This is a genomic window from Saccharothrix sp. DSM 118769, assembly GCF_052936295.1.
The window spans coordinates 3,875,687-3,900,072 of record NZ_CP193627.1 but is presented as its reverse complement, the minus strand read 5'-3'; the positions used below and the strand labels follow the sequence as shown (position 1 = coordinate 3,900,072).

Below are 24,386 nucleotides of genomic sequence, written 5' to 3'. Positions count from 1 at the left end.
GGCTCAGCGGCGGGCGCGGGCCGGCAGCGAACGGCGGCCCAGCGTGAAGCCCAGGGCGAGCATGCCGAGGGCCAGGAACAGGTGCAGCCAGTTGTCGGCGGCGTTGACCGGCACGAAGTTGGCCGCGCTGTCGTGCCCGATCAGCAGGCCGTAGAGCCAGAGCAGGGCGTACACGACGCCGCCGATGACCAGGTACTGGTACGCCCCGCGCACCGTGCGGGCGAGGGCGAGGCCGGCGACGCCGAAGGCGACGTGGACGAGGTTGTGCAGGATGGAGACCTGGAACACGCCCAGCAGCATGGCCTCCGAGTGGTGGCTCGCGAACTGGAGCGTGTCGTAGCCGGTGGTCAGTCCGGGGATGAACCCGGCGATCCCGACCAGCAGGAACACCACCCCGACGAGCAGCGCGACCGTCTGCACCGGGGTGCGCGTCGTTGGTTCGGTCCGGGACATGTCGTCCTCCACTGGATCCTGGTGCGGAACTACCTGCTCCGCCGGGCATACCCGGACAGCGGAGAACGAACCGTCACCCGGCCGTGCGGGCGGTCCGCCACCACCCGAGACGCCCCCGCTACGGCATGTGCAGCAACACCGCGGTTACCTGTATGGCACGTCGCCGCCGATCAGTAGCGTCGATCCCGTTGGGGGGCTCCGGCACTTCCGGTCCACCGCCACCGCGGGTCTGCGGCGCCTCCCGACCGCGCGATCCACAGCGCACCACCGGATTCGGGAGGTAACCCGTGTTCAGACCACGAAAGCGCGGTAGGGCCCTGGGAGTCGTCCTGGCGGTCGGGCTCGTCGCCGCGGGGCACGCGCCCGCGGGGGTGGCCGAGCCCGTCCGGGCGGTCCCGGAGCAGTCGGGTGTCCCGCCGCGGACCGTCACCCTGGTCACCGGCGACCAGGTCGTGGTGACCGGCGCGGCGGTCGGGGCGTTCCGGCCCGGCCCCGGCCGCGAGGCGATGACCTTCCACTCCTCGTACCGGGACGGGCGGCTGCACGTCGTCCCCGAGGACGCGGTGAGGGGCATCGCGGCGGGCCGGCTCGACCCGCGGTTGTTCGACGTCACCGGGTTGGTCGAGGCCGGCTACGACGACGCCCGCACCGACCACGTGCCGCTCGTCGTCACCGGCACGCCCACCGGCCTGCGGTCCGCCCGGGTGCTGCCCGGCGCGGTGGCCACCCGGACGCCCAAGGCCGACGCCGGCAGCGCGTTCCGCGACCTGCTCGCCGACCCCGGCGTGACCAAGGTGTGGCTCGACGGCCTGCTCCGGCCCACGCTCGACCGCTCCACCGCGCAGATCGGCGCGCCCGCCGCCTGGCGGGCCGGCCTGACCGGCAGGGGCGTGGAGGTCGCCGTGCTCGACGGCGGCGTGGACGGCGACCACCCGGACCTGGCGGGCCGGGAGGTCGCCGAGCGCAACTTCACCGACGAACCCGACGCCACCGACCGCGACGGCCACGGCACGCACGTCGCCGCCACCATCGCCAGCGGTGACCGCGGGTACCGGGGCGTCGCGCCCGGCGCGCGCATCCTCGACGGCAAGGTGTGCTCGAACGGCGGTTGCCCCGAGTCCTGGGTCATGGCCGGGATGCAGTGGGCCGTCGACGAGGGCGCCGACATCGTCAACCTGAGCCTCGGCGGCTACGACTCCCCCGGCGTGGACCCGCTGGAGGAGGCGGTCAACCGGCTGTCGGCGGAGACCGGCGCGCTGTTCGTCGTCGCGGCGGGCAACGGCGGGCGGTCGCGGTCGATCGACTCGCCGGGCAGCGCCGACGCCGCGCTCACCGTCGGCGCGGTCCGGCACGACGACGACCTGGCCCACTTCTCCAGCCGCGGTCCCCGCAACGGCGACGGCGCGGTCAAGCCGGACATCACCGCGCCGGGGCTGAACATCGTCGCGGCCAGGGCCGCCGACGCCGTCATCGGCACCCCCGTCGGCCGGCGGCACCTGGCCCTGTCCGGCACCTCCATGGCGACGCCGCACGTCGCGGGCGCGGCGGCGCTGCTCGCCCAGCAGCACCCCGACTGGACCGGCGCGCGGCTCAAGGCCGTCCTGATGGCCTCCGCCACGCCGAACCCGGCGCTGGGCGTGTTCGAGCAGGGCGCGGGCCGGGTGGACGTGGCGCGCGCGCTCACCGCCACCGTGGGCGCCGAGCCGGTGAGCCTGGCGTTCGCCGAGCAGGCGTGGCCGCACCACGACGACACCCCGGTCACCAGGACCGTGACCTACCGCAACAGCGGGCCGCTGCCGGTCACCTTCGACCTGACCGCCGAGCTGCGCGGACCGGGCGGCCGACCCGCGCCCGCGGGCCTGCTCACCGCCGACCCGGCCCGCGTCACGGTGCCCGCCGGCGGCACGGCCGACGTGGCGGTCACCGCGGACACCAGGGTCGCCGGACCCGACGGCGTCTACTCCGGCGTCCTGGCCGGCGGGCCCACGCGCACCCCGGTCAGCCTCGCCCGCGAGGTCGAGAGCTACGACATCGCGGTCGAGCACCTCGACGCCGACGGCAAGGCCGCCCCCGACCACACCACCGCGCTGGTGGGCATGGACAACGACGTCTACACCAACCTGTACGGCGTCGACGGCACCGCCACCACGCGCGTGCCCAAGGGCGAGTACCTGGCGCGCTCGGTCGTGCGCACCGGAGACCGGGTCGCGGTGATCGCCCGGCCGACGCTGACCGTGGACGCCGCAAGCACCCGGTTCACCTTCGACGCCCGGGTGGCCGAACCGATCGAGGTCACCCCGCCCGAGGCCGGCACCACCGCGATGATCGGCGACGTCAACGTCTCCAGGCTGCTCAACGGCAGGCGCGTCGTGCTCAACACGGCGTTCCTCTCCGGCTTCACGAACATGTCGCTCGGCCACGACGGCCCGACGCTGCCCGCGGAGGAGCTGAACGTCTCGGTTGGCGCCCAGTTCCGGGGCGCGCCGGTGGACGGGACACCGGTGCACTACCGGTTCCGCTGGTTCGAGCGGGGCGCGGTGCCCACCGGGTTCACCCGTGCCCCGACGAGGGCGGAGCTGACCGAGGTGCGGACGGACTTCGCGCCCGGCCCGGCCGACCGCACGCACCTGCACAGCGGCAGCGCCAACCCGCCGGACGGCTCGGGCGGCTGGTCGGTGCTGCTGCCCGTGCCCGCGGGCGGCGCGGTGGTGGACCTCGTCACGGCCGACCGGATGACCTGGGACTGGTCGTACCTGCGGCAGTCCCCCGACTACCGGACCGAGGCCGACTACTCCGCGTTCGACCGCACCTACGAGGTGGGCGGCCAGCACGAGGAGCGCTTCCTGTTCCCGGTGCTGGGCCCCGGCCTGTCCGGCTACTCGGCCAACTACCTGAGCCTGCACGAGGACCGGTTGACGGCGCAGGTGCCGCTGGTGAACGACCGCGATGGCAACCTGGGCCGGTCGGCCAACCAGACGGCGCGCACCTCGCTGTACCGCGACGGTCGCCTGGTCGGACTGGTCCGCGACCAGTGGGGCGAGTTCAGCGTGGAAGCGGGGGAAGCCCGCTACCGGGTGGAGCACGACGTGGTCCGCGACCCCGCGGCCTACGAGCTGAGCACGCGCATCAGCGGCGCGTGGACGTTCCGGGCGGACGTCCTCCCCGACGGGCAGGGCCGCCGCCTGCCGATGTCGGTGGTGCGCTTCACCCCCGAGCTGGACGACGCGGGCGGCACCCCCGCCGGCCGCCTGCTGCGCGTGCCGCTGACCGTGGAGCAGCAGGAGGGCGCCGACAACGCCGAGGTGGACCGGGTCCGGGTCGACGTGTCGTTCGACGACGGCAAGACCTGGCGGCGGGTGCCCGTGGCCGGCGGCGCGGCCCTGGTGCGGCACCCGGACGCGGCCGGCTACGCCTCGCTGCGGGCCTCCGGCTCCGACCGCGACGGCAACACGTTCGAGCACACCGTGATCCGCGCGTACGGGATCACGGGGTAGGGCGCGCGTGCCGGGAGGGGTGACGCCCCTCCCGGCACGGCCCCGCGCCATCCCTCCACCGTGGACGATCCGACCGGGTCGACCGGCGCCGGCCCGGTTCCGTCCGCTGAGGACGGCCCCGCCGCACGAGCGGTGCGACCGGACCGTCCTCAGCGGACGACCGGGCGGCTGCCGGGGTGATCCCGAAGCGGTCGGGCGAATCCGCGAACAACGGCGGTGGGACCAGAATATTTTGCGTCCGTGACCGACACGCGACAGGGCCTCACCGGGCGCCCCGCTCCCCGCCCTGTTCCCACCGCCTCCCCCCTTCCCCCGCCTCCCGCCCGCGCGCAGGGCGAGCGCGCCGCCGACCGGGCGCCCCGGGTGCTGTCCTGGCTGCAACGCGTGCACGCCACCGGCCGCGAGGACCTCTGGCGCGGCGACGGCCTGGCCGCCCTGATCGTGATCGGGCTGGCCCTGCTCGCCGGGCTGGTCTCGCAGATCGCCGCGGACCTGCCCCGCCTGGAACTGCTGGTGGTGTGCCTGGCCGGGCTGCCCGGCGCCTACTCGCTGGTCTGCGCCGTGCGCGTCGCCCTGCCCCGGGGGCTCGACCCGGACGACCTGGACGGCCGCCGGCCCGGCTCGTGGCCGCACTCCCTGCACAAGACCACCTCGATGCTGATCAACGCCTACGACGAGGCCCTCGACCACGAGGCCGAGGACACCGCCGCCGACGTGCAGACGATCGCGGGCATCGCGGAGCGGAAGTTCGCCCTGGTCCGCCGGGCCGTGCGCTGGCTGATCGTCACCGTCGGCGTGCTGGTCGCCGCGCTGCTCGTCGGCATCGTGCGCCTGGTGGTCCTGCTGCTGACCTGACCGGGTCGTCCGCCCCCGCCCCGCCCCGCGCCGCGCCGGGCGGGGGCTACTCGACCGCGCTCGCCGACTTCACGTTCACGTCGACCCTCACGACGTTCTCCCGGATCGCCTCGGCCACCGCCTGCTTGATCTTCGCCGCGTCGAGGTCCCGCTCCTGCGCGTACGCCTGGGCGAGCTGGTCGAACGCCGCGCGCAGCCCCGCCAGTTCCAGGGCGACGGCCTCGCGCGCCCGGTCCCGCGGCTCGTTGCGGGTCTGGATCACGCCGTCCAGCACGTTGCGGCCGTCGTTGCCCCTGAGCTGGATGATGGCCTCCTGCGTCCACGCCTTGAACTCGTCCTTGGTCGGCATGTCGTCCCCTCCGTCGAGGTCGTTGGTGAAGACGTCCCAGGGGAACCCGTCCCCGACGTCCCAGTGGTCCCCCGCGCCGTAGGCGCGGTTGTAGGTCCGGTGGTCGCAGATCCCGGCCTGCCCGGCCCGGACCTGCTCGACGGTGAGCACCCGCTTGGGGATGCCCAGCGCGTCGCACTCGCGAGCCGCCCAGGCGGCGAAGTTCCGCACGATCTGCCTGGGGTTCGCGCACCCGTCGACGGGGCTCTCCGACAGCCACTGGGCCCGCGTCCACCGGGCGAACGCGCACATCTCGGCGTTGACCGAGATCGGGTTGCCGCTGCCGAGCGTCCACGCCGCACGCGAGCGGTCGACCAGGTCCAGCACCCCGCCCGCGTCGATGACGGCGTGCGAGGAGGCGTTGTCGTTGCCGTCGAAGAACGCCGCGAGGTCACCGCGGGTGCGGGCGCCCTCGGCGGTGTGGGCCACGACGAGCCTGACCTTCGCGCCGTTGCGGCTGTTGCTGCCGTACGCGGCCACGGGTCACCACCCGCCGGACCGCGGTGCCGGGCCGTGCGGGACGTCGACTTGCATCATGTGCTCCACGAGGGGTCGCGGCTCCGCACCCGTCCGGGGCGGAGCACCGGGGAACCGATCGCGCCCGGACCGGCCGTGCGCACAGGCCACATACCGAGACCCCGGCGGAGCGTTACACCCGGCGGTCGCATCGGGACCCGATGGAGATGAATTTGCGCCGAATGGATGATCGTCGTTGGGCTTTCCGTTGCAGGGCAAGGAAATCCGCTTGACGAAGGACCGGTTGATCTTGCCGGAGCCCTGCGTGCCGACATGATCACCGTCGGTGAAAAACCTTTTAGGGGTGTAACGCGAGACCTTTTCACCACGACTTCTGCGAGCGGGACTCATGATCAGTTGGCTCCCGGAGACCTAGCGACAGGCATGGTGGATGAACGATCCGGAGATCGTCTGCGGACCGGTGTTGCGGCGCGTGAGCCCCGACTCCGTGACCGTGTTCGTGGCCCTGCGCACCCCGCGCAAGGTCACGCTGCGCGTCTACTCGGGAGAGACCCCGCAGGGCGCGGGTACGGCGGTGGTGCAGGTGGGCACCGCCGAGACGGCACGACTGGGCGAGCGGCTGCACGTGGTCGCCGTCACCTCGGCGGTCGCCGAGGGCGGCACCCCGGCGGCACCCGGTGCCGACCTGCGGTACCAGTTGTTCCTCGGCCCGCCCGACGGCAGCACCGCCCCGGTGCCGGACGGGGCGGCGGCCACCACGCTCCTCTCCCCCGGTGTACTGCTGGCCGGCGGGGAGCTGAGCCCCGACCCGGTGGGCGTGGTCGGGTACCCGGCGGCCGGACGGCGGCTGCCGGGGTTCCAGGTGCCGCCGGACGACCCGGCGGGGCTGCGCGTGCTGCACGGCGGCGACCGCGGGCCCGACGCCGACGGCCCCGACGCCCTGGCGACCGCGGACCAGCTCGTCCGGGACGCGCTGACCGACCCCTCGACCGGCGTGCGCCCGCACCTGCTGGTGCTCACCGGGGACCAGGTGCGCACCGACGACGCCTCCGCGCTGCTGCTCGCGCTGGTGCGGGCGACCGCGGCCAAGTGGGGCCTCGCCCACGACCAGCTCCCGGGCCTCGCCGACGACGAGCAGCCGGCCGTGCTCGGCACGCACCGCCGCGCCGCGCTCGCGCGCAGGATCGGGCTGCGCGCCGCCGACAACCACCTGCTGTCCTTCGCCGAGCACGTCGCGCTGCACCTGCTGGCGCTGTCCGACGCCGCGTGGCCGGCGATGCCGGCGATCGAGCAGGTGCACCCCGACCTGGACTGGACGCGGCTGCCCGACGAGCTGCGGGCGAAGATCGCCGCCGGCGCGCCGTACACCGCCCCGGTGGTGGTCGAGGGCGAGGTCGAGCTGTTCACGGCCTACCTCCGGGCCCGCGAACGGCTGGTGGCGTTCCGCTCGTCGCTCCACCGGGCGCGCCGGGCGATGGCCAACGTGCCGGTGCTCAGCACGATGGGCGCGCACGACGCCGCGCCCGGCTGGAACGCCTCGCGCGCCTCGGCGGTGAAGCTGCTCGGCGACCCGGCGGGCAAGCGGGTGCTGGTCAACGCGCTGGCCGCGAACGCCGTGCTGCACGCCTGGGGCAACACCCCCGGGCAGTTCACCGGGACCGCACCGGGCGCGCAGCTGCTCACCCGGTTGCAGACCTGGCTGGCGCCCGCCGTGCCCGCCGCGGCCGGCGCGGACGTGGACGGCCTGGTCGGCGCGCCGTCGACCGCCCTGGCGCGCCCGGCGACCGCGCTGACCTACAGCTGGGCGCTCACCCGCGACCGCTGGCAGCTGCTGTTCCTGGACACCCAGACCGACCGGGGCTACCCCGCCGCCGCGGGCGACCCGCCCGCCCCGCTGCGCGACGAGGGCGTGGTGGCCGCGCTGCGGCTGCTGCCCGAACCGACCGCCGGCTCGGTGGCGCTCGTCGTCTCTGCCGTCCCGCTGGTGCTCACCCGGCGGCAGGAGCAGGCCGACCCGACCGCGCGGCCCTACTCGTGGTCCTCGCACGCGGCGTCGCTGCACCGCACGATGACCAAGATCACCACCGAGGAGGTGCCCGGCACGGCGGGGAAGCGCACCCGTCGCGTGCTGGTGCTCACCGGCGGACAGGGGCACGCGTCCGCCGTGCGGATGCGGTTCTCCGCCAAGGCGCCGGCCTACGGCAGCGGCACGGACGCGGTGGAGGCCGTGGTCGGGCAGCTCACCGCCGCGCCGCTGCGCAACACCACGGCGCTCGGGCGGCGGCTGCACGTGCAGGGCTACGACCCGCAGGCCGTGCTCGCGCCGTGGCGCGACTTCGCGGGCTGGGACCAGGCGCACACCTCCGCCGCGACGCAGAAGCCGCTGCCGGTCGGCGTGCGGCTCACCGGCGCGGCGCGCACCCCGGCGACGTGGACGATCGAGGGCAGGCCGCAGGTCGCCGAGGTCACCCCGGACCTCCGCACCACGGTGAGCCCGCACTGGGCGTGGCGCGCCGACTTCCTGCGCAGCTCCCTGCTCGCCGCGCCGCGCCCGGAGGACCTGCTGGAAGTGGCGGAGCAGCCCTGGCCGTGGGAGGACCCCCACGAGCCGCCGCCCACCCCCGCCGGCGCGCCGAAGGCGTGGAACCTCGCGCGCTACCGGTACGCCGCGCACAACCACGACCACCACCGCAACTGGTGGGCCGCCGGGTCCGAGCTGGTCGGTGAGAGCGCTCTCGGCGACATCACGTTCAGCACGGTCCCCGCGCCCGCGCCCGGCGCGCCGGCCACCACCCCGCCGGTGGTGCCCGGCGCCGTCGCCACCGCGCACGCCGCCCAGTGGTGGTGGGCGGAGGACGGCCGGGAGACCGCGCGCCGCACCCGCTTCGACATCGGGTTCGAGCCCGGCTGGGGCTGGTACGACGACGACCGCTACGACGGCAGGGCGCTGCGGCGCGGCGACTTCGACGCCAGGCCCGGCGTGCAGGCGTCGTACTGGGGCGTGCGGCAGAGCGCCGGCACGCACGTGGCCGACCTGCAGGGGGACCTCGTCGAACTCGGTTTCCTGATCGCCGGCCGCGATCCCGCGGGCAGGTTCGAACAGTTCACCCAGTGGGCCGTGCGCGAGTTCCAGGTCTACGCCCGGCAGGCGAAGGGCGCGCGGGAGAAGGAGTACCCCGGCACCGAGCCGTCCCGCTACCTCGACCGCCTGGAACCGGTGGACATCCCCACGGACTTCCGCTTCGACCGGCCCGAGGACCAGGTCACCGGCGTCGTGGACCGCAACACCCGGAGGCTGATCAGCCACTGGCTGGCCAACCGCCTGCGCTGCCCCGTGGTGATCGAGGCCATGGTCGTCGGCGGTGGCAACCCCACCGGTGTCGCACCGGGCAGGGGGAACCTGTGGCACCACACCGAACCCGGTAGGGCCACCAGCGGCTCCTGGCGCGAGTACGCCACCGACTTCACCGGCCGCTTCACCGTGGCCGAGGCCGACTCGGTGGCCCAACCACCCTCGACCGACCCGGCGGGCGGTGAGGACAAGCGACCGCGGATGGTGGTGCTCAGCGCCTGGACCAACAACATGGGGGCCTCCAAACCGCTGGTGCAGAGCGGTATCACGCCCGACCCCGCCAACGGGGTCGTCGGGCGGCCCGAGGTCACCGTGCAGGTCGACGGCGGGCAGATGAGCCGCGCCGAGACCATGTGGAAACGGCTGGAGATGAAGCCGGAGACCATGCTCACCGGGAACCCGACCGTGGCCGCGCTCGTCGCGGAGATCGCGACCCCGGCCGGCACCACCGACGAGCAGCGCGCCGGCGCGCGGCTGGCCGGCCGGCGCAGGTTGTCGACGTACAAGGTGATCCGCGCCGTCGCCGAGGTGGAGGCGATCGGGTACTTCGACGGGATCAACGGCTACGACAACGCCTTCCTGTCGATGGGGCCGTGCCACTGGACGATGGGCAGGTTCCTCCCGCAGCTGCCCACCCCGGCACCCCCGCTGCCCGGTCCGCACGACATCGCGGTCGACCCGGAGTGGACCGTGGAGAAGGGGGAGTTCTGGGGGTTCCTGGCGCTGCTGGAGCACCTCTACCCGGAGGCGTTCCACGAGCACTTCGCCGCCGACGGCATCCGCCCGGCGAAGAGGTGGGGTGAGACCGGGGTCTGGGACGGCACCGGCCGCAAGTACGCCAACCACGCGATGCTGCCCGACGACCTGGCCCCGCGGGCGCTGGACGCCACTGTGCGGGAGTACGACTACTTCCACTCCTGGCACGTCTTCTACCGGATGCTCATGGCCGTGCGGACCAGCGACGACGTCCGCCGCGCGATGTACCGGACGGCGGGTCAGCGGATCTGCGACGGGCTCGGCGCCACCTGGCCCCACGACCCCGGTGATCCCCCCGAGCCCGTGCCTCCGGACACGGCCGGGGACGCCGGCACGACGCGCCGCCCCCGCATCGGTGAGGTGGTCACCTCCGAGTGGGGAGTCGCGCTGCTCTACCGCTGGCACATCCTCAGCCCGGCGACGGTGTTCGGCCCCAACCCCGGCGACAAGATCTGGCACAACCAGCTGCGCCCCGCGTACGCCGTGGCGGTGAACGGCGAGTGCGGCACCTGCGCCGAGGCCGTGCGGCGCGCGCCGCTCGACCCGTGGTCGCCGACCGGCGGGCCGCGGGTGGCCCCGGACTTCACCGGTGATCCGGCCGGTTGGGGCGACGCGCACGAACACGCCCTGGTCGCGGGGTTGCTGCACCGCGCCAACCACCACGTCCGCGGCAACCTGCAGAGCACGACGAACGAGGTCAGCGCCTGGCCGCTGTGGTTCACCCACCCGGCCCAGCTCAACAAGGACTTCAAGCTGGAGATCAGGGACCTGCCCGCGCCCGGCGTCACCGGCGTGGACCCCGCCGTGTTCCCGGTCAGCGAGCGGCAGCTCAAGCGCGAGCGCGGTTCCTTCCTGCTCGACCGCGAGGGCCTGCCCCACCCGTACGGCCACGGCAACACCGCCCCCGGAGGTGGCGCATGAGCACCGACCAGGACCTGCTGACCCGTCTCTGGGCCGAGCTGCGGGAGTTCGCCGAACCCCTGCTGCTCGCCGCGGACGGCCCCGAGCAGCGCGCCGAACTGGCCCGCCGCCTCGGCTGGGACCTCGACGCCCTCGGCGAACGCCTCGGCGTCGAGGACATCACGACCCTCGACGCGCAGCTGACCACCTGGGTCGCCGGCGTGCGGTCCGCGCTGGCCGCCGTCGAGGAGCTGCTCGACGGCGGCGTGCCGGACTCGCTGGAGGTCGCGGCGGAGCACGCCGCCGCCGTGGGCGAGGCCATGGGCGCGCTGCGGGGCCTGCCGCAGCCGTGGAGGGCCACCCTGCCGCCGTCGGTCCTCGCGCACATGGGCGAGGACCTCACCGGTCACCTCCTGGACGGCTACCTCGCCGACCGGGCCCCGCTGCTGCGCCGCGCACTCGCGCTGCTCGGCGTGCTCGACCCCACCGGCGAGGGCCCGGCGGGCGGACCGGACCCGGACGACGCCGGCCGCCCGGTGCGGCTGCCCCACCGCCGCGCCGCGGTGCACCCGGATCGCCTGGTCGGCCTGTTCGCCGATCCGCGCGCCGTGCTGACCGACGTGTACGGGCCGGGTGACGACCTCGCCGCGCTCGCCGACGCGCTGTTCCCCCGGATCGCCGCCCTGCTCACGGAACTGGGCCTGACCGCCTCGTACGGCGTGAAGGCGGGCTCCGGTCCCGACGTCGGCGGCGGCACCGCCGAGGTCTCCGCGCACATGCTGACCGTGGGCGGCACGGTCGGGGCCGGTGACGCGAAGGCGTCCTGGGGTGCGAGCATCGCCCTGTCCCCGGACGAGTCCGGCGGCCTCGGCCTGGTCGTGGTGCCCCACGGCGAGATCGACTTCACCACGGCCGCGGGCGGGTGGAACCTCGGCGCGGGCGTCGGCGCCGGCGGTGCCGCGTTCGCCATCGGCTCCGGGGGCCTGGTCGTCGAGGGCGCCGGCACCGAGGTGGACGTCGAGCTGACCGCGGCGCGGCGCACCGCGCAGGACGGGCCGGCGCTGCGCGTCGGTTCGGCGACCGGCACCCGGTTCGAGCTGGACGAGTTCCTGGTGCGGCTGTTCGCGCGGCTGCGCCCGAACGGCTCCGACTACGGGCTGTCGGTCGGCGCGGAGAAGGCGGCGCTGGTCGTGCGGCCGGCCGCCGACGGCGACGGTTTCCTGGCCACCGCGCTCAAGGGCGTGGAGTTCCGGGTGCCGATCACCGCGGCCCTGGCCTGGTCGCGGGCGGGCGGGCTGGTGCTGGGCGGCGGCGCGTCGCTGGACACCGGCGCGGTGCCGCTGCACCTCCGGCTCGGCCCGGTCACCGTCGAGGCCGTCCGCCTCGCGCTGGCCGCCTCGGTCGCCGAGCGGAAGCTCGCCCTCAGCGCGTCCACCGACCTGCGGTTCGACCTCGGGCCGGTGCGCGCCACCGTCGACGGCCTCGGGGTGACGGGCGAGCTGACGTTCCCCGACGGCGGCGGCAACCTCGGCCCGGCGCAGCTCGGCGTGCGCTTCACGCCGCCGACGGGCGTGGCGCTGCGCGTCGACGCCGGCGTGGTCACCGGAGCCGGTTTCCTGTCCTTCGACGAGGACGCCGGACGCTACGCGGGCGGGGTCGACCTGGAGTTCGCCAAGGTCCGGCTCTCCGCCCTCGGGCTGCTCACCACCAGGTTCCCCGACGGCCGCTCCGGGTTCTCGCTGCTGCTCGTCGTCAACGCCCGGTTCCCGCAGCCGATCCCGTTGGGCTTCGGCTTCAACCTGGCCTCGGTGGGCGGCCTGCTGGGCGTCAACCGCTCCTTCGACAAGGCGCGCCTCCAGGCCGCGATCGGTGACGGCTCGCTGGCCGCGATCCTCGCGCCCGGCGACGTCATCGGCCACGAGACCGACCTGCTCGGCCGCCTGGAGTCGATCTTCCCGGCCTCCCCCGGCCGGGTCGTGTTCGGCCCCACCGCGCGGCTGACCTGGGGCACGCCCGCGGTCATCACCGCCGACCTGGGCCTGGCCGTCGAGCTGCCCAGGCCCGTGCGGCTGGTGGCGATGGGCCGGGTCAGGGTGCTGCTGCCGCACGAGGACGCGCCGGTCGTGGAGATCAACCTCGACGCGGTCGGCTTCCTCGACTTCGGCGAGGGCACCCTCGACGTCGACGCCCGGCTCTACGACTCGCGGGTGCTGGAGTGGACGCTCACCGGCGGCATGGCGCTGCGCGCGCGGTGGAGCGGCGACGGTGACTTCGTGCTCAGCGCGGGCGGTTTCCACCCGCGCTACGCGCCGCCGCCCTCGTTCCCGAAGCTCGCGCCGCTCGCGCTGGCCATCGGCAACCCCGGTTCGGCGGTCAGCGCCCGGTTCAGCTCCTACCTGGCGATCACCGCGAACACCCTGCAACTGGGCGGCCGGGTCGAGGTGCACGCCAAGGCCGGCTCGTTCACCGCGGACGGCGCGGTCGGCCTCGACGTGCTCGTGCAGCTGGACCCGTTCGGGTTCGAGGTGGACCTGGACCTGCTCGTCGCGGTGCGCTGGCAGGGGCACCTGCTGCTCGGCGTGGCGGCGTCGCTGCACCTGCGCGGTCCGGGTGAGTGGCACGTGCGCGGGCGCGCCCGGGTGGACGTGTTGTTCCTGTCCGCCGAGGTGGCCTTCGAGAGCCGCTTCGGCCGCGCCCCCGCGCCGATCGCCCCCGCCGCGCGACCGGTGCTGTCGCTCGTCCGCGACGCCCTGGCCTCGCCCGGCGCCTGGCAGGTGGACGACCAGGCCGCGCTGCCCGCGATCACCGTCCGGCCGGGGGCCGCGAGCCGCGGTCTCCTGGTGTCGCCGTCGTCGCGGATCACCGCGCGGCAGCGCGTGGCGCCCCTGGGCGGCCTGCACCTGGACCACTTCGGCACGGCGCCGATCGCCGGCGACGCGCGGATCGCCGTCACCGGGGCCGACCTGGGCGGGCGGGCCGCCGAGGTGATCGAGGTGCGCGACCCGTTCGCGCGGTCCCAGTTCTTCCGGCTCGGCGACGAGGAGCGGCTCGCCGCGCCGTCGTTCGAGGCGATGCCGTCCGGTGTGGTGTTCACCGCCGCCGGCGGCACCGGCACCGCCGACTCGGCGGGGACCTTCGTCGAACTGGGTTACCGGACCACCGTCGTCGACGCCCTGGGCGCGACCGCCCGGCTCGCGGCGGCCGGCCCCGACCACGTGCTGACCGCCGACGAGCTGCTGGTGCTCGCCGGCGGCGGCGCGGCCGGCCGGGCCGCCACCCGGGACAGCGGGACGGCGCGGTTCGCCGACCCGCGCCTCGGCCTGGCGCTCGACGTGCGGGACAACGCGTACGCGGTGGTCGACGCCCGCACGCTGACCGGGGTCGCCCGCGCGGCGGCCGGCCCCGACCACCCGGCCGCGGCGACGCGGCTGACCAGGACCGAGGCACTGGACCGGCTGCGGCGCGCGCCCGCCGGACCGGAGCCGCTGGTCGTCGTCCCGGTGAGCGAGACCGCCGACGCGGTCGCCGCCACCGCAGAACGCCGGGCGGCCCGCCCGGAGAAGGAGACGGTGTCGGCATGACGGCGCCCAGTGAGCGGCCCACCCGGTCCTCCGCAGCACGACCGGCCGGCCGCCACCTGCTGTCGTGGGTGCGCGACCCGCTGGCCGCGCAGCTCACCGAGACCGACGACGGCGCCCGGCCCGTGCCCGCCCGGGGCAGGTTGGGCACCGGCCTGACCGTCAACGGCGTCCGCGTCGCCGGTCCCGACCTGGAGCTGCACGGCCCCGGCGACGTGGTGGGCCTGGACGAGCGGCAGGTCGTGCGCACCGAGCCCACGCCCGGCGCCACCGCGGCCGAACCGGAGTACCTGGCCGCGATCGACTTCGACGACCCGGCGCTGCCGTGGCGGCTGACCCCGCTGGCCCCGCGCCCGTCCGACGGCCTGCTGCGGCCGTGGCTGGTGCTGGTGGTCGTGGACACCGCCGAGCCCGGTGTGGCGTTCGCGCCGCGCCGCGCCGACCGGCTCGCCGTGCTCACCGCCCCCGGCCGGGTGCTCCCCTCCCTGGCCGACAGCCCGGCGTGGGCGCACGCCGACGTGATCACCGCGGGGGACGAGACCGTCGAGGACGTGCTCGCGGGGCACCCCGAGCGGGCCGTGTCGCGACTGGTGTGCCCGACGCCGCTGGTGTCCGGGCGGCAGTACCTGGCGTGCCTGGTGCCGGCGTTCGCGCACGGCGTCGCGGCCGGGCTGGGCGACGAGCCCGCCGGGGACACGACCGGTCCGGCGTGGCTGCCGGGCGCGGCCGAGGTGCGCCTGCCGGTGTACCACTCGTGGCGGTTCGCCACCGGACCCGGCGGGGACTTCCCCTCGCTGGCCGCGAAGCTGCGGGCGACGACCCCCGGCGACGGCCGGCGACGGCTCGCCTACCGCGGCGCCGACCCCGAGCTGGACGCCGCGCTGGGCGACAACCCGGGCATCGCCCCGGTGCTGCCCGCGCTGCACCCCGCCGGGGCGACCCCCGACCGGCCGGTGCCCGCGTCGTGGTCGTTGGCCGTGCGGGTGCTGCTCCAGCGCGGGGAGACCGAACTGGCCCCGCCCGTGTACCTCGGCGCGCACGCCGGGACGCCGCGCGGCCTGCCCGCCGACGCCCCGCCGTGGCTGCTCACCCTGAACACCGACCCCCGGCTGCGCGCCGCGGCGGGCATCGGCGCCCAGGTCGTGCGCGAGGAGCAGGAAGCCCTGATGTCGGCGGCCTGGGCGCAGGCCGCCGCGCTCGGCCGGGCGAACGCCGAGCTGAGCCGGGGCAGCACCGCCCGCGCGGTCGGCGACAACCTGCACCGGCGCCACCTCGCCCCCACCGACCCCGCCGGGTTCGCCCGCCGGCTCGACGCGGGCGAGGCAGGGGCGGACGACGAGGCGGACGTGGTGCTGCAACGCGCGGCGCCCGTGCTCGACCGGCTGCCCACCGGCACCGGGACCGTGGCCGGGGAGCTGGCCACGCAGGACGCGGCGGCGGGCGCGGTGACGGCCGCCGCGACGCGCGCGCTGCGGCCCACCACGGCGGTCGCCAGGCGGGCCGGGGCGACCCCGGCGGCACCGCTGGTGGCCCCGGTGAGCAGGTTGGCCAGGGCCGAGCTGCCGCTGTTCACGCCCCCGGCCGGCGACATCGCGTACCCGACGTTCGACTGGGTGAACTTCCGCGGCTTCCCCCGGCCCGGCGGCGACACCGTGGCCGGGGCGTCGCCGTGGTGGCGGGCCTGGGCGCGGCCGGAGGCCCGGCGGCCCCTGGTCACCCCGGGCCGGCACGGGCTGATGGCCGACGTGGTGACCGCGGAACCGAACCCCTGGGTGCCCGGTGGCCTGCGGATCACCGTGGACCGGGACCTGGCACCGGACGGCACGTGCCGCGCGCCCGCACCGGGCGCGTTCGAGGTGCCGCCGCCCGACGGGTTCCCCGCCGACGCGGTGCTCGCCGCCGGGTCGCTGATCCGGGGTCGGGACAGCGTGCCCGCGCTCGCCCTGCTCTACCGGCGCGACGAGTACGTGGACGGCACGTACCCGCAGTACCGCACCCACCACCTGGTGCGGTGGGTCACCGGGCTCACCCCCACCGGGTACGGCACCGCCTCGGGCCTCACCGAGATCGGCGCGGCGCGCTGGCAGCAGGTCCACCCGTACCGGTACGACGGGCCCCTCAGCCTGAGCGCCCGGCGCGTCGCGTCCGGTCCCGACGAGCTGGTCGTGTTCGTCGCCGACGGGACCGGGATCACCGGCGTCGCGTCCCGCCCGGACGGGACGATCACGAGGGGGTTCAGCTACTTCGACGAGAGGTACCACGGCCGTCAGGCGGCCACCACCGTCGCGTGGGTGCCCCCGACGTCCCGCGAGGAGCGGTCGGAGCCGACCGACGTCGTGGTGGCGTGGCTGCGCGAGGCGACCGACGGGTGGGGCGGTCCGGTGTGGGAACTGCGCTACACCGGCATCCGGTCCTTCTTCGACTCCCCCCGGCCCGGCCAGGCGGTGACCGCCGCCACGATCGGTCCCCGGCTGGAGGGCGAGGAGAACTTCCCGTCGCTGGACCTGGTCGTCACCGAGGTCGGGGGCGGGCTGGACGCGCAGCTGCTGGCCCACGTCACCTACCCGGTCACCTCGCCGGACGACGGCAGGACCGAGTGGCGGACCACTCAGGTGCGCCAGGTGGTGAGCGACACCGCGTTCGAGCCGGTGCCGCCGCCGGAGGTGGAGCCGTGGCCCGCCGGGGCCCGACCGGGCGGCACCGACCCGGAGGCGGGGGTCGCGGCGAAGCCCCAGCCGGACCCGGTGCCGCCGCCCGGCCCGTTCCCGGGTCCGTTCCCCGAGCCCCAGCCGGCGGAGGAGCTGCCGGTGGAGGAGCTGCCCGCGCCGGAGCACCCGCACACGACGGCGGCGGTCGGCGTGGGCGCGGCCGGACCGCGGACGCGGCGGATCGTCGGGGACGTCGACGAGACGCGGCGGGCCAGGGTCGCCGCGTTCGCCGACCGGTTCGTCGCCGCGGCGGAGGCGCACCAGCGGCGGACGGTCACCGAGGTGACCGCCACGCCGGGCGACGTGTGGCACGAGGCCGACTACGAGGTGTCCTCGCTGGTCGGTGAGGTGTCGGCGGCGCTCGCACCGGGCGAGACCATCGCCCGCCGGGTGCTGGACCGCATCGCGCTGGACGGCGCGCCGCTGCCCGGTGCCCCCCTGCCCGGGGCCCCGCGCGGCCTCACCGCCGACGGCGCGGAACCCGACCCGCTGCGGCCGCGGTTCTACGAGCCGGTGTTCCCGCAGCCCATGTCCGGGCCGCTGCTGGAGCGGTTCGCCGAGCTGGTGGCGCCTGGCGCGGACGCGCTGCCGCCTGACTGCCTGGCGCTGATGACCGGCAACGGCGAGTTCGTCGCCGCCTACCTGGCCGGCGTCAACACCGAGTTCGGCCGCGAGCTGGTGTGGCGGGGCTACCCGTCGACCGGCCGGGCCACCTGGTTCCGGCGGTTCTTCGACACCCGCGGCACGACGGCGGGCGACGACGACGGCGACGTGCTGCCGATCGAGCGGTGGGGCGACCGGGAGCTGCGCGAGGTGGCCACCGGCGCGGCGTCCGGCGACGGCGTCACGCTGCTGGTGCGCGCCGAGCTGCTGCGGCGCTTCCCCAACACCGTCGTGCAGGCCGTGCCCGCGGTCCGCACCGCCGCCGGGCGCGAGCCCGGCGGCCCGGCGGTCAACCCGACGGCCACCGGCGTCCTCGGCGACGACCTGGCCGTGTTCACCTTCCCGCTGGACCCGGCGGACCTGCCCGGTCACCCCGAGCAGGGGGCCGCCGGCTGGTTCTTCGTGTTCGCCGAACCACCCACCCAACCGCGGTTCGGGCCGCAGGGGGCCGCACCGGACTGGTCCCGCCCCGGCGGTCCCACCGCCGGCGGGCTGCTGCGCCTGCCCCACCGCGTGGCGATCCACGCCTCCGACCTACTCGACGGAGCCACCGCATGACCACCCCGACCTACGACTGGCGCACGGCCGTCGACACCCCGATCGCGCTGCTGCCGGTGCGCCTGGAGACGCGGTTCGTCGGCACGTCGCTGCTCGTGCGCATCTACCCGGACACCCTCCACGTCGACACCCACGAGCCGCTGCTCACGGCCGACGAGGTGACGGCCGGGCTGGCGTTCTGGCAGACCACGCGGGCGAACGACCCGCCGGAGACCGCCGACCAGGCCACCCGCGGGCGGATGGCCGGCGAGGCCGACCGGGCCTGGCAGGAGCTGGCCGGCCGGTTCGGCGCGGCCCGCGCCGCCTGGGTCGCGCGCGGCACCCGCGCCGGCGAGCCCGCCGGCGAGCGACGCGCCGGCACCTGGACCCGGGCGCCGCTCGCCCGGCTGCTGCCCACCCGCTGGGAGGTGCGCGGCCACCGGGAGGCCCGGCCCGACGACGGGGTCGCCGCCGTCTCCTGGGCGGTGACCACCTCCGCGGTCCGCCGCGACCTCGCCGTGGGCCCCGACCCGAGGGCGACCCTGGCCGGCGCGCCCGCCGACGACCGGGCGCTGGTCGACCCCGGGATGCTCTGGATGGTCGACTTCGAGGAGGCCGAGCGCGCGGGGATGGCCGTGCGCGTCACCACCGACGTGGACCCGGACCTGCACCGGCTGGGCCTGGACCGCCTGGTGGTGGTCGGCGTCGACGAGCAGCGCGACCCGTGGCGGTCCGCCACGGCGCTGGCCGACCTGTTCGAGGCCCACCACTACACCGACGGGTTCTGCGTGCTGGAGCCCGGCACGCCCACCAACGCCCCGGACGGCGCGGTGTCGGCCTCGGACCCGCGCGGCTCCGCCCGCGCCGACCACCACCGGCGGCTGGACGCCTCGAAGCACCAGCCCGCGCCGCACCCGCGCGGCACCGTCGGCGGCGACCTGCTCGGCGCGCTGGGCGTGCCGTTCGGCTACGGCGGCGCGGCGGCCAGGGTCGCCGGCGGCGGCCGGGTGGACCACCAGCGCGACGCCGCCGCCGCGCTGTGGTCGGCGACCTGGGGCTACTTCCTCGTCCACGTGCTCGAAGGCGTGCAGGTCGACGCCGTGCGGCAGGCCCGGCGGCACTTCGTCGACCACGTCCGGCCGCGCGGGCACCTGCCGGTGGTGCGCGTCGGGGCTCAGCCCTACGGCGTGCTGCCGGTGATGGGCCGCGACGCGGAGCCCCGGCCCGGCGACACCGGCGTGCCGCGCGTGGTCCGCGACGTGCTGGACCGCGTCGCCCGCGCCCGGGTGCGCCGGGTGAGCGACCGCTACTACTGGCCGACGATCGGCGGCGACGACGTCCGCGACCCGGCGACCCGCCTGGTGCAGGCGCTGTCCGTGCAGCCGATCTCGCACACCGCGCTGGGCCAGCCGGTCATGGGGCCGGAGTACCTGGACGCGCTGCACCGGTTCGCCGTGCCGGGGCGCGAGCTGTTCGCCCGCTGGCAGCCGGTCGTGGCCCGGCAGCTGGAGGAGCTGGTCCGCGACCTGGGGCTGCCCGAGGGGCAGCCGCACCTGCGGGGCGGGGTCGGGCAGACCTTCCCGCTGCCCGTGGACCTCCTGCCCGCCTCGCCCGCCGAGGCGCTGCGCGAGCTGCTGGCGCTGGACCTGGCGCGGCTGCGGGACTTCGAGCCGGCGGCGGGCACCTCGCTGCTGGTGCTCCTGCTGCGGCAGGCCGCGCTGGAGGAGGTCCGCACCGCGCTGATCCGCGTCGACGACGGCGACCTCCGCCACCGCGAGGCCGAGCTGCTCGACGTGGACCCGAGCCGGCCCCGGCCCACGTTCTGGCAGGAGCTGGACCGGCCCGCGCCGAGCGACGTCGGTTCGGCGCGGACCCTGGGCGAGTGGCTCGTCGAGCCGTGGCCCGGCAACCCGTTCAACGAGGACTGGGAGGAGTTCCGGGCGGCGGTCGGGCGGTTGGCCGACCTCGATCGCGCCGAGCTGGGACCGCTGGTCCGCGCCACCCTCGACACGGCGGCCTACCGGACCGACGCGTGGGAGACCTCGCTCGCCGCCCGCCGCCTGGCCGAGGCCCGCGCCGGCGCCGCGTCCACCGGCGCGCTGGTCGGCGGGTTCGGCTGGCTCGCCGACGTGCGGCCGGCGCGGCGCGAGTGGGTCCAGGTCCCGCCGGAGGGCGAGCAGGGCCCGCTGTGGCGGGACGCCGCGAACGCCGGGTACGTGCTCGCGCCGTCGCTGCACCACGCGACGACGGCAGCCGTGCTGCGCGCCGGGTACGCCGCGCGCGGCGGTGGCGTCGGCGAACCCGGCAACGGCACCCGGCCGGTGGCGGTGGACCTGTCCGCCGACCGCGTCCGGCTGGTGCGCCACCTCGTCGAGGGCGTGCGGGCGGGGCAACCGCCGGCCGCCCTGCTGGGCTACCGCTTCGAGCGCACGCTGACCACGTCCGGCGGCGGCGTCGCGGTGCGGGCCTTCCGCGCGCTCGCCCCGTTCGCCGCGCAGACCCTGGGCGGCGACGGCTCGGTGACCGAGGTGCGCGAGTCGGGCGCCGTCGCCGACGGAATCGTGCTGGAGAGGCTGCACCGGGAGAACGCCGTGCCGTGGGGGCGCGGCGTGGACCCGACCCGGCCGGACGACCCGTCGCTGCGCCTGCCGGAGGTCGGCACGCCCGCGCACGGGGCGTGCGTCGCCGCGCTCGACGAGGTGGTGGCCGCGCTCGACGCGCTCGCCGACGCCACCCTCGCCGAGGGCGTGCACCAGCTGATCGGCGGCAACGCCGTCCGCGCCGGCGCGGCCCTCGACGCGCTGACCAAGGGCGACATGCCGCCGCCGGACCTCGACGTGGTCCGCACGCCCCGCTCCGGCGCGGTGCAGGACCACCGGCTGCTGTTCCTCGGCGGCGCGTCCGCCGCGCACGCCGCCGAGGACGCCGCCGCGTGGACCACCGACGTCGTCCCGGCACCCGCACGGCCGCGCGCGCTCGCGTCCCCGACGCTCAACGGCTGGGCGGCGGCGCTGCTGCCCGACCCGGCGAAGGTCGTGGTGCGCGGCCGGTGGCTGTCCCCCGGGGGCGACGTGGTCGCCACCACCGATCTCGACCTGCGCGGGCTCGCCCTCGCACCGCTGGACGTGGTGCTGATGACCGACGAGGAGCTGACCCGGCGCCTCCTGGAGGCGTTCCGCCCGAAGCGGCCAGCGGTCGACGGGGTGTCGGAGCTGCCCGCGCTGTCGACCGGGCGCGTGCCCGGCTTCGGGCCGCCCACCCACGCCTCCGTCGACGACCTGCGCCACGCGGCGCGGGGCGTGCGGGCGCTGCTGCGCCGGGTCCGCCCGGTCCGGGGCACCGACCTGGCGCGGGACGCCGGTCTCGCGCTCACCGCGGACGCCGACGAGCTGGGGCGCAGGGCGACCGCCGCGCGCACCTCGCTGGCCGGCGCGCTGGCCGCGCTGCGCGCGCAGCTCGGGGCGCCGACCGCGGCCGGGCTGGTGGCGTGCCTGGACGGGCTCGCCCGCCACGGCGTGCCCGACGCCCACCCCGAGGCGGGCACCCGGGACGCCGACTGGCTCGCGCGCACCACCGCGCGGGCCGAGGTCGCCGCCGCCGAGGCGCGGCGCAGGCTCGACGAGGACGCCGCCCTGACCGCGCCGCCGGTCGCGGACGGTCCCGACGCGGCCGTCCGCCACCACACCGCCCGGGTGAAGGTGCTGCTGGGCGACGACTTCCCGGTCCTGCCGACCTGGACCGTCGCCGCGGCCGGGCGCGCCGCCCTGAGCGACCTGCTCGGGCACAGCGCCGAGCTGGTCGGTCCGGACCCGCTCGTCGTCGACACCTGGCTCACCCGGCTGTCCAGGGTCCGGCCCGGCGCGAAGGCGCTGCACACCGCGCTCTCCCGCGCCGACGCCCTCGGCACGGCCGCCGCGTCGCGCCCGCTGGTCGTCGGCCAGGCGCCCCGCGCCGCGGGTGACCGGTGGGCGGCCCTGCCCGGCCCGTCCGCCGGCGTCGACCGGCTGTCCGTCGCCGTGCACGCCGTGCGCGCCGTCGACGCGGCGGCCCCGCTGGTCGGGCTCGTGCTCGACGAGTGGACCGAGCGGGTGCCCGCCGCCACCGAGGTCACCGGCCTGGCCTTCAACCACGACGCGCCGGGCGCGCGGGCGCCGCAGTCGCTGCTGCTGGCCGTGCCGACGGCGGCCGACGGCAGGTGGACGACCGACCAGGTCTTCGCCGCCGTCGACCAGGCGTTCCACGTGGCCACCACGCGCACCGTGCCGTGGGGTGAGCTGCGCGACGGCCACTTCCTGCCCGCCACCTACGTCCCGTTCAACGCGGCCGGTGCCACCGCGAGCACCGACCTCACCTCGCCCACCCCGGGAGCGACCCCATGACCCCATCGGTGACCACCTGGACCAGGCTCACGCCGCGCGTGACCTCGGCCGACATCCGGGAGAGCGTCGCGGCCCGCGTGGAGGACGCCGCGTGGCTGCTGTGCCGCCAGTGGCAGCTCGGCGAGTTCGACGGCAGCGATGGCGGTTCCCCGGTCAGCGCGCGGCTGCGCGTGCGGGCCGGGGCCATCGGCGGGTTCCGCGGGCTGGGCGACGGCGCCCCGCTCGACGACTTCGAGCGCCTCGACACCACGACCACCCCGCTGGAGGCGGTGGTCGAGCGCACCGCGCCGGACCCGGACGACCTGGCGCTGAGGGCCGAGGGCGGCCGGCGGTTCCTGCGCCTGCTCGGGCCGCTGCGCGCCCGCTACGGCCAGTCCTTCACCGACGCGTTCCCGCTGCCCGAGGTCGTGCCCGGTCCCACCGCCGACGACGACGCGGTGGCGGAGGCGGCGTTCCTGCGCGGCCGGGTGCCCGACGCCGACGCGCTCGCCGCCGCCCTGGGCGGCACCTCCCCGGGCGGCGCGCCGACGCTGCCCGCCGTGCCCGAGGTGGCCGCCGCCGACCGGGCGGCGGTGCTGGCGGCGGCGGCCTCGTTCACCACCTGGTGGCGCGAACTGGTGAGCCGGCCCGGGACGAACGCGGCGAGCTGGTCGTCCCGGCGCCTGGAGCACTCCTTCGTCCTGGGCACCAGGCTCGGCGACGACGAGGTGGTCCTCAGCGCGCCGGAGTACCCCGGCGGCACGCTCGACTGGTACGACCTGCGCCTGTCCACGAGCGGCGAGTCGGCTCCGGCGGACACCCCGTCCCGGGACCTGGTGCGCACCGGGATGCCGAGCCCGGTGCGCTACCCGGGCATGCCCACCGACCGGTGGTGGGAGTTCGAGGACGCCCCGGTGTCCTTCGCCGGCGCCGAGACCGGGCCGAGCGACCTCGGGCGGCTGCTGGTGCTGGAGTTCGCCACGCTCTACGCCAACGACTGGTTCGTCGTGCCCGTCGAGCTGCCCGTCGGCACGGTCGCCCGCGTCCGCTCCCTCGTGGTCACCGACACCTTCGGCGTCCGCACCGAGGTGGACCCGGCCGCCCGGCCGGGCTGGGACATGTACCGCCTGCCGGGCTCCACCCCGGCGCAGTCGCTGTTCGTGCTGCCGCCGGCGCTGCCCGGCTCGCTGGAGGGCGACCCCGTCGAGGACGTGGTGTTCCTGCGCGACGAGGCGGCGAACGCGGTGTGGGCCGTCGAGCGGACCGTCGAGGGCGTGGCCGGTGTCGGCGTCGACCGGCAGGGCCGGTACGCGCCGGCGCCGGAGCCGCGGGTGGTGCCGGGGGCCGACCTGTCCTACGCGCTGCGCTCGGCCCTGCCGCCGGACCACTGGGCGCCCCTGCTGCCGGAGTTCGACCCGGACGGGGCGCGCCTGCGCCGGGTGCTGCTCCCCGTCCCCGGCGGTGCCCCCGCGCAGCCCGCCGGCCGCACCCTGGAGGGCACCGACTGGGTGGCCGCCGAGGAGGTCCCCCGCGACGGCGTCCGGGTCGCCCGCAGGTGGCAGTTGGCCCGCTGGACCGACGGCAGCACCCACCTGTGGCTCTCCCGCCGCCGGTCGACCGGTCGCGGCGAGGCGGGCAGCGACCTGCGCCACGACATCGTCACCCGCACGGCGGACTGAGCTGTCCGGTGCCGCACCCGGGTCCCCGGGTGCGGCACCCCCTGGGATGTGCGGTCGCGCGCACCCGGAGCAGCACCGCGGGGCTTGTGCCACAACGGGTTCACCGGTGCGGTGCAGTCGGTGACGCACACCCCGCCGCCGCACTGGCGCCGGCGGGCGGGCGCGCTCGCCGCGCCAGCGTCGGCCGA

The 24,386-nt window shown here is 76.6% G+C and carries 9 protein-coding genes; 7 read left to right on the top strand and 2 right to left on the bottom strand.

Features of this window, described 5'->3' with window-relative positions:
* Positions 1-3 precede the first annotated feature (3 nt).
* The gene (locus tag ACRAKJ_RS16975) at positions 4-453 is read right to left on the bottom strand and encodes a DUF4383 domain-containing protein (RefSeq protein ID WP_438924180.1); all 450 of its coding nucleotides are present in this window, start codon (positions 451-453) and stop codon (positions 4-6) included.
* 287 nt (positions 454-740) lie between these two features.
* On the opposite strand from ACRAKJ_RS16975, the gene ACRAKJ_RS16970 reads away from it, so the two are divergent.
* Positions 741-3,947 (top strand): S8 family serine peptidase, encoded by a 3,207-nt coding sequence (locus tag ACRAKJ_RS16970; RefSeq protein ID WP_447009032.1) that lies wholly within the window; start codon positions 741-743, stop codon positions 3,945-3,947.
* 240 nt (positions 3,948-4,187) lie between these two features.
* A complete protein-coding gene (locus ACRAKJ_RS16965; RefSeq protein WP_438926156.1) occupies positions 4,188-4,802 on the top strand; it encodes a hypothetical protein in 615 nt (204 codons plus the stop codon).
* 46 nt (positions 4,803-4,848) lie between these two features.
* Here the strand turns inward: ACRAKJ_RS16965 and ACRAKJ_RS16960 are convergent, their stop codons facing one another.
* Positions 4,849-5,670 carry an N-acetylmuramoyl-L-alanine amidase gene (locus tag ACRAKJ_RS16960; protein ID WP_438926157.1) on the bottom strand — a complete coding sequence of 274 codons (822 nt, stop codon included), beginning with the start codon at positions 5,668-5,670 and terminating at the stop codon, positions 4,849-4,851.
* 427 nt (positions 5,671-6,097) lie between these two features.
* On the opposite strand from ACRAKJ_RS16960, the gene ACRAKJ_RS16955 reads away from it, so the two are divergent.
* Genes ACRAKJ_RS16955 through ACRAKJ_RS16935 form a run of 5 tightly spaced genes read left to right on the top strand, consistent with a single transcriptional unit; the run spans position 6,098 to position 24,198 of the window.
* The gene (locus ACRAKJ_RS16955) at positions 6,098-10,696 is read left to right on the top strand and encodes a hypothetical protein (RefSeq protein ID WP_438926158.1); all 4,599 of its coding nucleotides are present in this window, start codon (positions 6,098-6,100) and stop codon (positions 10,694-10,696) included.
* The gene (locus ACRAKJ_RS16950; protein ID WP_438926159.1) at positions 10,693-14,256 is read left to right on the top strand and encodes a DUF6603 domain-containing protein; all 3,564 of its coding nucleotides are present in this window, start codon (positions 10,693-10,695) and stop codon (positions 14,254-14,256) included. Before ACRAKJ_RS16955 ends, ACRAKJ_RS16950 begins: the two co-directional genes overlap by 4 nt.
* Positions 14,253-18,182, top strand: coding sequence for a hypothetical protein (locus ACRAKJ_RS16945; RefSeq protein ID WP_438926160.1), 3,930 nt, complete (start codon positions 14,253-14,255; stop codon positions 18,180-18,182). The genes ACRAKJ_RS16950 and ACRAKJ_RS16945 overlap by 4 nt, the downstream gene beginning before the upstream one ends.
* Complete coding sequence (locus ACRAKJ_RS16940; RefSeq protein ID WP_447009031.1) at positions 18,179-22,540, top strand: hypothetical protein; 4,362 nt, start codon at positions 18,179-18,181, stop codon at positions 22,538-22,540. Before ACRAKJ_RS16945 ends, ACRAKJ_RS16940 begins: the two co-directional genes overlap by 4 nt.
* Positions 22,537-24,198, top strand: coding sequence for a hypothetical protein (locus ACRAKJ_RS16935; protein ID WP_447009030.1), 1,662 nt, complete (start codon positions 22,537-22,539; stop codon positions 24,196-24,198). The genes ACRAKJ_RS16940 and ACRAKJ_RS16935 overlap by 4 nt, the downstream gene beginning before the upstream one ends.
* Positions 24,199-24,386 lie beyond the last annotated feature (188 nt).

Bases quoted from the DNA above. Each gene is read 5' to 3' on its own strand.
- ACRAKJ_RS16975 (WP_438924180.1), bottom strand. From the start codon at position 453: ATGTCCCGGACCGAACCAACGACGCGCACCCCGGTGCAGACGGTCGCG.
- ACRAKJ_RS16955 (WP_438926158.1), top strand. From the start codon at position 6,098: ATGAACGATCCGGAGATCGTCTGCGGACCGGTGTTGCGGCGCGTGAGC.
- ACRAKJ_RS16950 (WP_438926159.1), top strand. From the start codon at position 10,693: ATGAGCACCGACCAGGACCTGCTGACCCGTCTCTGGGCCGAGCTGCGG.
- ACRAKJ_RS16945 (WP_438926160.1), top strand. From the start codon at position 14,253: ATGACGGCGCCCAGTGAGCGGCCCACCCGGTCCTCCGCAGCACGACCG.
- ACRAKJ_RS16940 (WP_447009031.1), top strand. From the start codon at position 18,179: ATGACCACCCCGACCTACGACTGGCGCACGGCCGTCGACACCCCGATC.
- ACRAKJ_RS16935 (WP_447009030.1), top strand. From the start codon at position 22,537: ATGACCCCATCGGTGACCACCTGGACCAGGCTCACGCCGCGCGTGACC.